Below are 13,089 nucleotides of genomic sequence, written 5' to 3' on the forward strand. Positions count from 1 at the left end.
CGGGGTGGGGCCGCGCGGTTCTCACGCGGCGGTGTGCGCGGGTGCGGTGAAGGTGTAGGAGCCGGATCCGGTGCTGAGTAGGAGGTGGTCGGGGCCCGATTCCAGGACGGCCAGGTCCTCGGCCTCCGCGGCGGGCCGCCCGGATTCGGCGACCCTCTCGGGCGCGGTCGTGGGGACGCGGATGCGGGCGCGGGCCCCGGGCGGGATGAGCACGTCGAGGAAGAGGGTGTTTCCGTCGACGCGCCAGCGCGACTCGATGCGGCCGCGCACCGACTCATAGGCGGCGCTCGCCCACGTCAGCTCCCCACCGGGGCGGGGCGCGAGCACCAGGTCGGCGTAGCCCACCGAGTCGGGGGTCTGGTCGATGCCGGCCACGTGCCGGTACAGCCAGGCACCGACCGAGCCGAGCGAGTAGTGGTTGAACGAGTTCATCTCGGCCGACTGGAAACCGCCCTCGTTGGTCCAGCCGTCCCAGCGCTCCCAGATCGTGGTGGCGCCGTGGGCGATGGAGTAGCCCCAGGAGGGGTAGCGGTCGTCGTGCAGCAGCGCGTAGGCCAGGTCCGCCCGCCCGATCTCGGTCAGGACCGGGCACAGCAGCGCCACGCCCACGAACCCGGTGGTCAGCGAGCGGCCGCGGGCCTCGATGTCGGCGACCAGGTGCCCGGCGGCCGCCTCCCGCTGGTCGGGTGTGAGCAGGTCGAAGGCCAGTCCCAGCAGGTAGGCGGTCTGCGTCCCGCTCTCGATCCGGCCGTCGCCGTCCACGAACGCGGCGCGGAACGCCGCGGCGATCTCGTCGGCGAGCCGCCTGTAACGCTCGGCGTCTTCCCGGCGGCCGGTCGCGTCGGCCGCCAGCGAGACCAGCCGGGCGCTGTGGGCGAAGTAGGCGGTGGCCAGCACGTCGCGGGAGGTGCGCGCGTCCACCTGCAGCCAGTCGCCGTAGTTGTTGCCGGTGGAGTTGCGCCAGACCAGTCCGGGGTTGTCCCGCCGGATGTGCTCGACCCAGCGGGCCATCGCCGGGTAGCACCGCTCCAGCAGGCGCGCGTCGCCGTAGGCGCGGTAGAGGTGCCAGGGGATGATCACGCCGGCGTCGCCCCAGGCGGGGGCGCCTTCCCGGTCGAACAGCAGCAGCGGGGCGACGTCGCTGAACGCGCCCTCCGGCGTCTGCGCGTCCATCAGGTCGTCCAGCCAGCGGTCGAAGAAGGCGCCGGCGTCGGCGTTGAGGCACGCGGTGGGCAGGAAGATCTGCGCGTCGGCGGTCCAGCCCAGGCGTTCGTCGCGCTGCGGGCAGTCGGTGGGGACCGCGACGAAGTTCCCGCGCTGGCCCCAGCGGATGTTGCGCACCAGCCGGTTGACACCGGAGTCGGAGCAGTCGAACTCGCCGGTCCACTCGAGGTCGTTGTGCAGCACCCGGGCGGTGATCTCGGAGGGCTCGGGCGGCTGTGACAGGCCGCTGACCTCGGCGTAGCGGAACCCGTGGAGGGTGAAGGCGGGCTCGAACACCTCGCCGCCGGGGTTGCCGGCGCAGACGTAGGTGTCGGTGGCCTCGGCGGTGCGGAGGTTCGCCGTGTACAGCTCGCCCTTGTCGTCGAGGACCTCGGCGTGGCGCAGCACCACGCGGGCGCCCTCCGCTTCGCTCAACCGCAGCCGGACGCGCCCCACAGCGTTCTGCCCGAAGTCGGCGATCCACCGGTCGGGCCCGCGGCGCCGCAGGCTGACCGCGGGGAGTTCGCCGCAGACCCGGACGGGCTCATCCCGTTCGGCCACCAGCAGGTGGTGGTCGCGGCCGAAGACGCCCGCGGGCGCCCAGTCAGCGTCGTCGAATCCGGGGCGGTCCCAGCCGTGCGGTTCGAGCCGGGCGTCGCGGTACTCGCCCATCAGCAGGTCGGCGGCCACGATGGCGCCGGGCGCCTCCTTCCAGGTGCCGTCGCTCACCACCGTGCGGCACGAGCCGTCGGGGTAGTCGAGGACGAGTTGGACGAGCAGCCGGGGCGCCGGGCCGTAGTGGCGGCCCTGCCGGCGCCGTTCCATGCCGACATAGCCGCTCCACCATCCGTCGGCCAGCACCGCGCCGATGGTGTTCTCGCCGTGGGTGACCAGGTCGGTGACGTCGAAGGACTGGTAGGGCTGGCGGTAGCGGTAGTCCGTCCATCCGGGCGCGAGCTCGGCGTCGCCCACGCGGCGGCCGTTGATCCGCAGCTCGTACAGCCCGCGGGCGGTGACGTAGGCGCGCGCCCGCACCGGCGTTTCGGAGCTGCGGAAGTCGCGGCGCAGGTGGGCGGCCGGCGGGATGTCGGACAGGGCGGCCGAGAGCGGGACGTCCTGCGGCGGCTCCATCTGCGGCGCGGTGCGCGGGTCGCGCCCGATCCAGGCGGCGCTCCAGTCGTCGGGGTGCAGCAGGCCCGTCTCGAACCAGGAGAAGACGGGTTCGCCCTCCCGGCCCTCGATGTCGCGCACCTGCACGCTCCAGGCGTAGCGGGTGCGGGACTCCAGCGGCTCGCCGTCGTAGGCGACACCGGTGTGCTCGGCGGACTCGACCCAGCCCGGTTCCCACACCGGCCGGTCCACCTCGCCGTCGGGGCGGCACCGCAGGACCCGCAGCCGGTAGGCGGCGGGCGCGTCGCCGCGGCGGGCCGAGCGCAGCCGCCACCGGAAGCGTGGGTGCGCCCCGCCCAGGCCGAGCGGTTCACTGCGCTGCTCGCACTGCGGGTGGTAGGGGGCGAGCGCGGTCGGTGACGGTGTCAACCTTTGATCCCTCCGGCGAATCCTTTGATGATGTGCTTCTGCATCAGGAAGTAGGCGACGAGGATCGGCGCGACGCCGATGACCAGGCCGGCGAAGACGAGCTGCCACTGCGAGGTGTACTGGCCGACGAACCCGAAGATCGCTACTGGGATGGTCTGCTGCGGGCTGCCGCTGAGGTAGAGCAGCGGGGTGAGGAAGTCGTTCCAGACGAAGATCGTGTTGAGGATGACGACCGTGCCGGTGATGGGGCGCAGCTGGGGGAACACCACGCTGCGGAACGCCCGCAGCGGGCCGCAGCCGTCGATCAGCGCGGCCTCCTCGTAGCCGCGGGGCAGGGCGCGCAGGAATCCGGTGTAGAGGAACACGGAGAACGGCACCTGCAACCCGGAGTAGAACAGGACCAGCGACCACACCGTCCCCAGCAGGCCCAGGTCGCGGATGGTCTGGTACAGCGGGATCAGCGCGAGCTGGAAGGGCAGCAGCAGGCCGAACATCACCAGCACGAACGTCACCCGCGACCAGCCGGCGCTGACCCGGGCCAGCGGGTAGGCCGCCAACGCGGAGACCACCACGATGATCAGCACGCTCAACCCGGTGACCACCGCGCTGTTGACGATCGCGCCGCCCAGCCCGGCTTGCCGCCAGGCGTCGGCGTAGTTGGCCAGCGTGGGGTCCGAGGTGGGCACCATCGCCGCAGCGGAGTCGCCCGGGGTGCGCAGCGACAGGTTGACCAGGATGTAGAGGGGGAAGGCGAACGCGGCGGCGGTGAGAACCATGACCGCTTCGAGCAGCAGGGTGCGCCAGGTGTAGCGGTTCATCGGGCACCACGCTCCTGTCGCGCCATCTCGCGGTACTGGACTGCGGAGATCACCGCGACCAGGGCGGTCAGTACGAGGGCGACCGCGGTGCTGTAGGCGTACTCGCCGAACTGGAAGGCGTTGCGGTAGATCAGGGTGGACATCGTCTCGGTGGCCTGGCCCGGGCCGCCGCCGGTGAGCACCCACACCTGGTCGAACATCTTCAGGCTGTTGATCATCGACAGCATGAGGTTGATCGTGAGCGCGGGCAGCAGCATGGGCCGGATGACGTACCAGAACCGGCGGGCGGGACCGGCGCCGTCCACGGCGGCGGCCTCGCGCAGCTCCTTGGGCACGCCCTGCAGGCCGGCCAGGAAGATCACCATGGAGTAGCCGGAGAACTGCCAGATCACCATCGCGATGACCGACCAGATCGCCAGGTCGGAGTCGCCCAGCCAGTCCTGGGCCAGCGCGCCCAGGCCGGCCGCTTCCAGCGTGGAGTTGATCGCGCCGTCCGGGGCGTAGAGGTAGCGCCACAGGTAGCTGGTGACCACCGGAGTCATCACCGCCGGCGCGAAGAACAGGATCCGCAGCACGTTGCGGCTCTTGATAAGGCTGTCGACCCCCAGCGCCAGCAGCAGGCCGACCGTGTTCTGCACGATGGTGACAACGACGGCGATGGTGACCGTATGCAGCACTGCGCCCCGGGCGGCGCCGTCGTCCAGGAGATCGCGGAAGTTCGCCAGGCCGACGAAGGACCAGCCGCGGCTGAGACCGTCCCAGTCGGTGAAGGCGAGCACCGCACCCTGGCCGCTGGGCACCAGCAGCACGAAGGAGTACAGCAAGAGGGCGGGCACCAGGAAGTAGAAGGGGATCCGCCCCACCGGCGACCGCCGGCGGGTGGGCTGGGGCGGCGCCGGTGCCCCGGGCGGGGACGCCGCGGAGGGGGGCGCGGGTTGGGCGTGGTGAGTCACGGAAGGGGGGTCCTTACGCGTTCCTTGAACCGGTTTCACAAGGACGTGGCACCGCAGATGGGTGGAGGGGAAGCAGCTTGAATCGTTTTTTAAAAATTGAAACTTTTCAATCCCGATGCGAGCCAACCGTAGGTTTCGCCGGGTCCGGCGTCAAGACTTCGCGACTCGCTTTGTTGATCTATGTCACCCGGCGGCCGGTCACCATGGGCGTAATTAGGGGAAACACGGCACACGGACCCGGGGGCGCACATGACCGCGATAGCGCGGCACTAGAATTGAAGCGGTACAAGCCCCAGTGGACGGAGAGTCGAAGCGGTGAAGACGGTCAACATCAAGGAAGTCGCCCAGCAAGCCGGGGTCTCCATCGCCACCGTCTCCAACGTGCTCAACCGCCCCGAAGTCGTCGCCCGGCCCACCCGCGAGCGGGTGCAGTCGGCCATCGACTCGCTGGGGTACGTGCCCAGCCATCTCGCCCGCCAGCTCGGCGGGAGCCAGCAGGGCACCGCGGTCGGCCTGGTGCTCTACGACGTCCGCAACCCGTTCCTCACCGACGTCGCGCGCGGCGCCGAGGACCTGCTGCACTCGGTGGGCCAGAGCGTGGTGCTGTGCAACACCGACGTCGACCCGGACCGCGAGGCCCGCTACCTCGACCAGATGGCCCAGCAGAAAGCCCAGGGCGTGCTGATCACCCCCGCCGACCTCTCGGCCGAGTGGCTGGCACGCCAGCGGGCGCGCGGTCTGCACCTTGTGCTCTTCCACAACTCCACCGACCACCCCGACGTGTGCTCGGTGGCGGTGGACGACACCGCCGGCGCCGACATGGCGGTCACCCACCTGCTCGCCCGCGGCCACGACCGCATCGCGTTCGTGACGGGCCCTCCGGGCATGCGCCAGTCGGTCGACCGCGGCGCCGGGTGCCACCGCGCTTTCGAGCGCACCGGCCGCTCACCCGATGACCTGCGGGTCATCGCCACCGGCGCCTACACCCTGGACCAGGGGCGCCGGGCCGGGGAGCAGCTGCTCGCCGCCACCGACAGGGCGACAGCGGTCTTCTGCGCCAACGATCTGCTCGCCCTCGGAGTGATGCAGGTCGCACTGCGCGCCGGGCTGCGCGTCCCCGACGACCTCGCCATCGTCGGCTACGACGACATAGTGGCCGCCACCACGGCCAGCGTGCCCCTGACCACCGTCCACGTCGACGGCTACGCACTGGGCCGCACGGCCGGCGAGCTCATCGTCGACGAGATGCGCAACCCCGAGCACAGCCACCGCCGCGAGGTGTTCGCGCCCCGGCTGGTCGAGCGGTTCTCCGCCTGAGCTCCGGGCCGTCCACGCGGGCGCCGGCGCGCGGGCCCGCACACTAATCTTGACTAATTCCAGAAAAAGCGACAGACTTCAGGGTATGCCAACGCCCTCGGAGTTCGAGCGCATGCTGCGCGAGGTCGCGCTGCGGGTGACGAGCCCCCGGGTAGCGGTGCTGTCCGCCGTACACGAGAATCCGCACGCTGACACGGAGTCGATCATCGGCATCGTGCGCGGGAATCTCGGTGCGGTGTCCCACCAGGCTGTCTATGACGTACTCAAGGCGCTGACCAGTGCGGGTCTAGTACGGCGCATCCAGCCTCTGGGGTCGGTGGCCCGTTACGAGACGCGGGTCGGGGACAACCACCACCACGTCGTCTGCCGGTCGTGCGAGGCAATCGCCGACATCGACTGCGCCGTGGGCCACGCACCGTGCCTGACCGCGTCTGATGACCACGGCTTCTCGATCGACGAGGCCGAGGTCCTCTATTGGGGCCTGTGCCCCGACTGCTCCAGCACAGGCAGTTCCTAGAAGCACGCTGTTCCGCTCAGTCCGTAAAGGATGTCCATGTCTGAAAGTCATGATGCAGTCGCCGACGCCGCGAACGCGGAGAACTCAGGCGGCTGCCCGGTAGTACACGGCGACCGGCTCCCCCACCCGACCCAGGGTGAGGCCAACCGCTACTGGTGGCCGAATCGCCTCAACCTGAAGGTCCTGGCCAAGAACCCGGCCGTGGCCGACCCGATGGGCGAGGAGTTCAACTACGCCGAGGAGTTCGAGACGCTCGACCTCGGCGCGGTGAAGCGGGACATCAACGAGGTGCTGACCACCTCGCAGGACTGGTGGCCGGCCGACTTCGGTCACTACGGCCCGCTGATGATCCGGATGGCCTGGCACAGCGCGGGAACCTACCGCGTCAGTGACGGCCGCGGCGGTGCCGGCGCCGGCCAGCAGCGGTTCGCGCCGCTCAACAGCTGGCCCGACAACGTGAGCCTGGACAAGGCTCGCCGGCTGCTGTGGCCGGTCAAGAAGAAGTACGGCCGCAGCATCTCGTGGGCGGACCTGATGATCCTCGCCGGCAACGTGGCGCTGGAGTCGATGGGCCTCAAGACCTTCGGCTTCGCCGGCGGCCGGGAGGACGTCTGGGAGCCCGAGGACGACGTCTACTGGGGCGCCGAGACCACCTGGCTCGGCAGCGACCAGCGCATCCTCAGCGAAGAGCAGCGGGAGCTGGAGAACCCGCTGGGCGCCACCCACATGGGGCTGATCTACGTCAACCCGGAGGGCCCCGAAGGCAGGCCGGACCCCGCTGCCGCCGCCCACGACATCCGCGAGACCTTCGGCCGGATGGCGATGAACGACGAGGAGACGGTCGCGCTGATCGCCGGCGGTCACACCTTCGGCAAGACCCACGGCGCGGCACCCGACTCGAACCTCGGCGCCGACCCGGAGGCCGCCCCGCTCGAAGCGCAGGGCCTGGGCTGGCAGAACAGCCACGGCACCGGCAAGGGCGGCGACGCCATCACCAGCGGCCTGGAGGTCACCTGGACCAGCACGCCGACCCAGTGGAGCAACGGGTTCTTCTCGAACCTGTTCGGCTACGAGTGGGAGGTGTACCAGGGACCGGGCGGCGCCTGGCAGTGGAAGCCGAAGGACGGCGCCGGTGAGGGCACCATTCCGGACGCCCACGACCCGTCGAAGAAGCACGCTCCGACCATGCTGACCACGGACCTCTCGCTCAAGGTCGACCCGGTCTACGAGCCGATCTCGCGGCGTTTCATGGAGGACCCCGAGGCGTTCGCGGACGCGTTCGCCCGCGCGTGGTTCAAGCTGACCCACCGCGACATGGGCCCGATCGAGCGCTACCTCGGCCCGGAGGTGCCCTCCGAGGAGCTGCTGTGGCAGGACCCGGTCCCCACGCCGGACCACGAGCTCATCGGCCCCGCGGAGATCGCGAGCCTGAAGGACCAGATCCGCGACTCCGGCCTGACCGTCGCGCAACTGGTCTCCACCGCGTGGGCGGCGGCCTCCTCGTTCCGCGGCAGCGACAAGCGCGGCGGCGCCAACGGTGGCCGCATCCGCCTCGCGCCGCAGAACTCCTGGGAGGTCAACGAGCCCGAGAAGCTCACGACCGTGCTGCGCACCCTTGAGGGGATCCAGGAGTCCTTCAACTCCGCCCAGACCGGCGGCAAGCAGGTCTCGTTCGCCGACCTCGTGGTCCTCGCCGGCTGCGTCGGAGTCGAGCAGGCCGCCAGGGCTGCCGGCCACGACATCGAGGTGCCCTTCACCCCGGGCCGCGGCGACGCCACCCAGGAGCAGACCGACGTGGAGTCCTTCTCCTACCTGGAGCCGGGCGCTGACGGGTTCCGCAACTACCTCGGCAAGGGCCACCCCCTTCCGGCGGAGTACCTCCTCGTCGACCGGGCGAACCTGCTCACCCTGAGCGCACCGGAGATGACGGTCCTCGTCGGCGGCCTGCGGGTCCTGGGCGCGAACTTCCAGGGCTCTGAGCTGGGCGTGCTCACCAACTCGCCGGGGACGCTGACGAACGACTTCTTCGCGAACCTGCTCGACATGGGCGTCACGTGGAAGCCAGCCGACGAGAACTCCGAGACCTTCGAGTGCCGCAGCGACGCCACGGGCGAGCTGCTGTGGACCGGGAGCCGCAACGACCTCGTCTTCGGGTCGAACTCCGAGCTGCGCGCGGTCGCGGAGGTCTACGCGGCCGACGACGCGAAGGAGAAGTTCGTGCGCGACTTCGTCGCGGCGTGGGACAAGGTGATGAACCTGGACCGGTTCGACCTCGCCTGATCCGCTCCTCGGGTCGCCACGACCCGCACACGGGAACCGGCCCGGCCGCCACGGCCGGGCCGGTTCCTTTCTGCGCACGCCCTTCTCCGCGAAAGTCGCGAAAGAAGGCGACCACCCGAACCGGCCTCGCTGCGGTCCGCACGGCGCCATTCGCCGGTTCGGAACCGGTCGCGGGTTCCGCACCCGGCGGGCCATCCGCCCGGGCCGCTTCGGAGCCGCGTCCCCGCGACCGCGGGGGATAGCGGGGCGTGGCGAGGGTTCTTCTCCGCCCATAAACTGTCGCCATTCGACTGCGGCGCGGTTCTTGGCGCCCAGGACCCGAGCTTCCCGGGAGAACAGCCTTGACGGAACCGAAAAACTGGATGCGCCAGCAGCCCACCAGCACCGACGCGGAATCCCCCGCACCGGAAATCCCCACCGACCGGCCCACCCAGGCCCGGGCCTACGGGCTTTCGCTGGGGAGTAAGGACAACTACGAGGTCGACCGCCAGATGGTCACCGAGGTCCTGAAACTGTTCCCGGAGGGTGTGGACATCGCGCGGCAGAACCGGCGCTTCCTCTACCGGGCGGTTTCCTATCTCGCCAGGGACGCGGGGATCGACCAGTTCCTGGACCTGGGCTCCGGCCTGCCGACGGAGAACAACGTGCACGAGGTGGCCCAGGAGTTCCAGCCGGGCGCGCGCGTTGTGTACGTGGACAACGACCCGATCGTGCTGGCCCACGGCCGCGCCCTGCTCGCCAAGGACGCCTCGACCACATTCATCCAGGCCGACATCACCGACCCCGAGGACATCCTCAGCACACCAGAGGCGCAAGAACTGTTGGACCTCTCCCGGCCGGTGGGTGTGCTGCTGTTCTCCATCCCGCACTGCATCCCCGATGACGATGCCGCGCGCCGCGCGGTGCGCGGCTGTATCGACCGCGCCCCTTCCGGCAGCTTCCTCACCCTGTCGCACGTGGTCACCGACGACCCCGCCGTGGCCGCCGAAGGCAATGCCATCGCGGAGGGGATCGGTATGCCGTGGAAGACCCGCACCCCGGCCGAGGTCGAGCCCTGGCTAGAGGGGCTGCACCCCGTTGAGCCCGGGTTGGGCAACATCAACGACTGGCGGCCCGATCCCGAGCAGCCGCCCCTGGCCGAACCGCACCCGGTGGTTGCCTCCTACCTCGGTGCCTCGGCGGGGAGCCAACGCCTCTACGAGTTCGGCGGGGTGCTGCGCAAGCCGTAGTGCCAGCACCCGGAACGGTGATCACCGCGCGTGCCCTGGTCGACGCACCGGGCAGCAAGAGCCACGACAACGAGTGGACTCGCTGCGTCCCGGGACGTCAGAGCGTGGTGCCGGTGGTGTGGCTCAGGATCTCCTCGACCAGAAGCGGTACGATCAGCGGGTTCAACGCATGGCCCATACCGGGAATGGTGGCCAGGCGTGCACCCGGGATGGAGCGGGCTAGGTGGGCGCTGTGCGGAGGCGGGTTGATCGGATCCTCGGGCCCCTCGACCACCAGGGCCGGTGTGCTGACCGAGGCCAACTCAGCTCCACGTTCCAGGCCGTCCTGCGCGGCGCGCGCGTGCGCGCCCGGATTGCGGTGCGTCCCGCTGTGCTCGACCACGCGCTCCTCCAGCCGCCGGAACGCCGCGGCGTCGAAGGGCAGCACGGAGCCGTTGAGCAGCCGCCAGTGCTCCACCCGCCAGGCGATCTCATCCGCACGCTCACGAGGCTCGGCCATGTGCTCCCACAGCGCGAGAAGCTCCGGGGCGGGCCCGGGCAGCCCGGGTTGCTCTAAGGCTTCGTTTCCGGAGGCGAGACCGGAGCCGAGTGCCGTGGTGTTCAACATCGTCGCGGTGCGCAGCCGCTCGGGGTAATCCAGACACAGTATCTGGACCAGAACCCCGCCCATCGACATCCCGACGACGTGGGCACGGTCGACGTTCAGGGCGTCCAGGACAACGACCGCGTCGCCGGCAAGGTCGCGGATCGCGTACGGCTCGGTGTCGAAGGCGTGCGTGGAGCGCCCGGTGTCCCGGTGGTCATAGCTGATCACGTAGTGCTCCTTGGCGAGCCGGTTCACCAGCTCTTCCGGCCATGTCACACCCGGCGCGTTCGCCCCCATGACGAGCAGCAGCGCGGGAGCGTCGGGATCACCGGTGGTCCGCACCCACAGTCGCGCGTTCGGCGTGGCGTGCACAACATGTTCCATGAGGATGATCATGGCTGCCGGGGCAGTGTGGGAACAACCGAGTTTCCCGAGGGCGCGCGGCCCTCGGGAAAGCCGGTGAGCCCGAGGGTGAACCTCTCGGCCACGACCGGCCGGGCGATGGTTCCCGGCACCGGTGTCACGAGCCCGACCCAGAGGCTGGAAAGCTGGCCGAGGTTAGTGCCGAGACCATGGCGGACCCGGAGACCATCGCCGAGCTCCTCAACGAGGAGGGCACGTACCAGGCCGATGGCCAACCGTGGAGCTCCTGGGCGGTGACCGCTCGGATATCGGCGCTGTGGCCCCACCACCGGTACCAGGAATGGCCGCGGGAGTACGGGACGTACCCGGGATATCTGGGCGGGCTGCGCGACCGGCTGGAGTTCCGACTACCCCGAGGACGGATCGGCCCGCGCACCGAGTTCGTCCGTGGCGGCCTGCGGCTCGGCGAGCCGCTGACCGCCTACGACGGGACGCCGGCCGCGCTCGTGCGCGCGGTCAAGGAGGGACCCGTCCAGATCCCCGGCGACCCGGCGAAGGTCGCGGCCCGCGTCATCGACAGCGCGGCGCAGCACCCGGCCCCGCTGCGGCTGGTGTTGGGCAGCGACTCCTACCAGGCGGTCACCGCCGCCCTGCGCGAGCGGCTCGCCCAAGTCGAGCCCCAGCAGACCGACGCCGACACCTAGCTGTAATTCCCATTGAGGTTGTGCTCGCGGGACCCCGCTGAACACACAAAAGAGGGCCTCCGGTACCGGTGTGGATGTCTCACGTCCCACCAGCCGGAAGGCCCCCAATGCCTACGCTATCCACTCCAACGCCGCGCTGACACCCGCCAGCCGCGTTCCCAACCTCACGGGACAGAACACCTTAGTCGGGAGTACCGGCTCTGGGGCGCTCCTCCGCGAGCGGGCCAGCGCCCGGTGCGGGGCGGGCGGCCCGCAGGCTCATGACCGCCAGGGTCCCCAGCACGAGCGCTCCGGACACGAGCAGGAAGAGGCCCCCCGGCCCCCAACCCAGGTCCAGCAGGCCCCCCGCCGCGAGCGGGGACACGATGGCCCCGATCCGGCCGATGCCGATCGCCCATCCCACGCCCGTCCCGCGGATCGACGGGTCGTAGACGGTGGGGGTGAGCGCGTACAGGCCGGCCACGCACCCGTTGACGAATACCCCGATCAGAGCGCCAAGGACGAGGAGCAGCCCGAAGTAGGGGACGGCGGGAACGAACAGCACCAGCAGCGCGGCGGTGATCAACAGGTACGCCGCCAGGACGCGCTGGAGCCGGAAGCGGGCGGCGAGGAAGCCGAGGAGCGCGCTACCGAAGATACCCCCGAGGTTGAGCAGCGTGCCTCCGGTGACACCCTCCGTGGCCGACATCCCGGACTCGACCAGCAGCTGGGGCGTCCAACTGGTGACGAAGTAGAAGGCGAACATCACGGCGAAGAACCCGCCCCAGGTGAGCAGGGTGTCGTGCAGTTGTCCGGGCGCGAGGATCCGCGCGACGCGCGACGGGGCCTTCTTCCCCGTCTCGGACGCGACCGGCCGCGGCATCCCTTCGAGCGGGGCCTGCCCCATCGACCGCAACGTGGTGTTGAGCCGCTTCAGCGCACTGCTGGAGCGCTGCTGCGTCATGAGGAAGTCCATGGACTCCGGCAGCCGCACCAGCACGACCGGGATGAGCAGTGCGGTGGCGGCCGCACCGCAGGCGAACACCGGGCGCCAGCCGAAGCTGCTCAGCAGCACAGCGGCGAGCACCCCGCCAAGGGTGGCACCGACGGCGTACCCGGTGGAGTTGAGGCTGACGGCCAACCCGCGCCAGCGCCGGTTGGCGTACTCGGCCGCGGTGACGTTGCTCGTCGCCAGAATCGCGCCGATGCCGACACCGGTGAACACGCGCAGCGCCCCGAGCTGGAGGGCGTTCTGGCTGAGGGCGGAGAGCGCCATCCCGACCGCCGCCAGGGTCAGGCCGACCAGGATCGTCTTCCGGCGGCCCCACCGGTCCGCCAAGGGAGCCAGGAACAGCGACCCGAGCGCCATGCCCACCAGGCCGGCGCTCAGCAACATCCCGATCTGCGAGCCCGAAAGCTGCCATTCGGCGGATACCGAATCGGAGGTGTACGCCATGACCAGCACGTCGAACCCGTCGAGTACGTTGAGAAGGACGCAGACGGCGATCACGGACCACTGGAACCGGGACATGGGGCCGTCATCGAGACGGCGACGCAGATCGATGTCTGGTGTGCTCATTGGACGCCCTTTCCGAAGTCGG

General features: G+C 70.3%; 10 protein-coding genes. 5 read left to right on the forward strand and 5 right to left on the reverse strand.

From position 1 onward, the window contains the following. Positions 1-21 precede the first annotated feature (21 nt). Genes F4561_RS27750 through F4561_RS27760 form a run of 3 tightly spaced genes read right to left on the reverse strand, consistent with a single transcriptional unit; the run spans position 22 to position 4,513 of the window. Positions 22-2,742, reverse strand: coding sequence for an alpha-L-rhamnosidase (locus F4561_RS27750; RefSeq protein WP_184584535.1), 2,721 nt, complete (start codon positions 2,740-2,742; stop codon positions 22-24). Next, positions 2,739-3,560 carry a carbohydrate ABC transporter permease gene (locus F4561_RS27755; protein WP_184584536.1) on the reverse strand — a complete coding sequence of 274 codons (822 nt, stop codon included), beginning with the start codon at positions 3,558-3,560 and terminating at the stop codon, positions 2,739-2,741. The genes F4561_RS27750 and F4561_RS27755 overlap by 4 nt, the downstream gene beginning before the upstream one ends. After that, positions 3,557-4,513, reverse strand: a complete 957-nt coding sequence (locus F4561_RS27760; protein ID WP_184584538.1) for a carbohydrate ABC transporter permease — start codon at positions 4,511-4,513, stop codon at positions 3,557-3,559. Before F4561_RS27760 ends, F4561_RS27755 begins: the two co-directional genes overlap by 4 nt. Positions 4,514-4,828: 315 nt before the next feature. Between F4561_RS27760 and F4561_RS27765 the strand changes: the two genes are divergently transcribed. The 4 genes from F4561_RS27765 to F4561_RS27780 all read left to right on the forward strand — a co-directional run bounded on the left by F4561_RS27765 (position 4,829) and on the right by F4561_RS27780 (position 9,856). Next, positions 4,829-5,830 carry a LacI family DNA-binding transcriptional regulator gene (locus tag F4561_RS27765; RefSeq protein WP_184584540.1) on the forward strand — a complete coding sequence of 334 codons (1,002 nt, stop codon included), beginning with the start codon at positions 4,829-4,831 and terminating at the stop codon, positions 5,828-5,830. Positions 5,831-5,915: 85 nt separating this feature from the next. Beyond that, positions 5,916-6,347, forward strand: a complete 432-nt coding sequence (locus tag F4561_RS27770) for a Fur family transcriptional regulator (RefSeq protein WP_184584541.1) — start codon at positions 5,916-5,918, stop codon at positions 6,345-6,347. 36 nt (positions 6,348-6,383) lie between these two features. Beyond that, positions 6,384-8,627: a catalase/peroxidase HPI gene (katG, locus tag F4561_RS27775; protein WP_184584543.1), complete on the forward strand. Its 2,244-nt coding sequence runs from the start codon at positions 6,384-6,386 to the stop codon at positions 8,625-8,627. Positions 8,628-8,968: 341 nt separating this feature from the next. Next, on the forward strand, positions 8,969-9,856 hold the full coding sequence (locus tag F4561_RS27780) for an SAM-dependent methyltransferase (protein WP_246438173.1): 888 nt from the start codon (positions 8,969-8,971) through the stop codon (positions 9,854-9,856). Positions 9,857-9,953: 97 nt separating this feature from the next. On the opposite strand, the gene F4561_RS27785 is transcribed toward F4561_RS27780, so the two are convergent. Then, positions 9,954-10,838: an alpha/beta fold hydrolase gene (locus F4561_RS27785; RefSeq protein ID WP_221446353.1), complete on the reverse strand. Its 885-nt coding sequence runs from the start codon at positions 10,836-10,838 to the stop codon at positions 9,954-9,956. 176 nt (positions 10,839-11,014) lie between these two features. On the opposite strand from F4561_RS27785, the gene F4561_RS27790 reads away from it, so the two are divergent. Next, positions 11,015-11,509 (forward strand): Rossmann-fold NAD(P)-binding domain-containing protein, encoded by a 495-nt coding sequence (locus F4561_RS27790; protein ID WP_184584545.1) that lies wholly within the window; start codon positions 11,015-11,017, stop codon positions 11,507-11,509. A gap of 181 nt (positions 11,510-11,690) precedes the next feature. Here F4561_RS27790 and F4561_RS27795 read toward each other — a convergent pair whose 3' ends face one another. Then, positions 11,691-13,067: an MFS transporter gene (locus F4561_RS27795; RefSeq protein WP_184584547.1), complete on the reverse strand. Its 1,377-nt coding sequence runs from the start codon at positions 13,065-13,067 to the stop codon at positions 11,691-11,693. Positions 13,068-13,089 lie beyond the last annotated feature (22 nt).

This window comes from Lipingzhangella halophila (assembly GCF_014203805.1).
GTDB lineage: Bacteria > Actinomycetota > Actinomycetes > Streptosporangiales > Streptosporangiaceae > Lipingzhangella > Lipingzhangella halophila.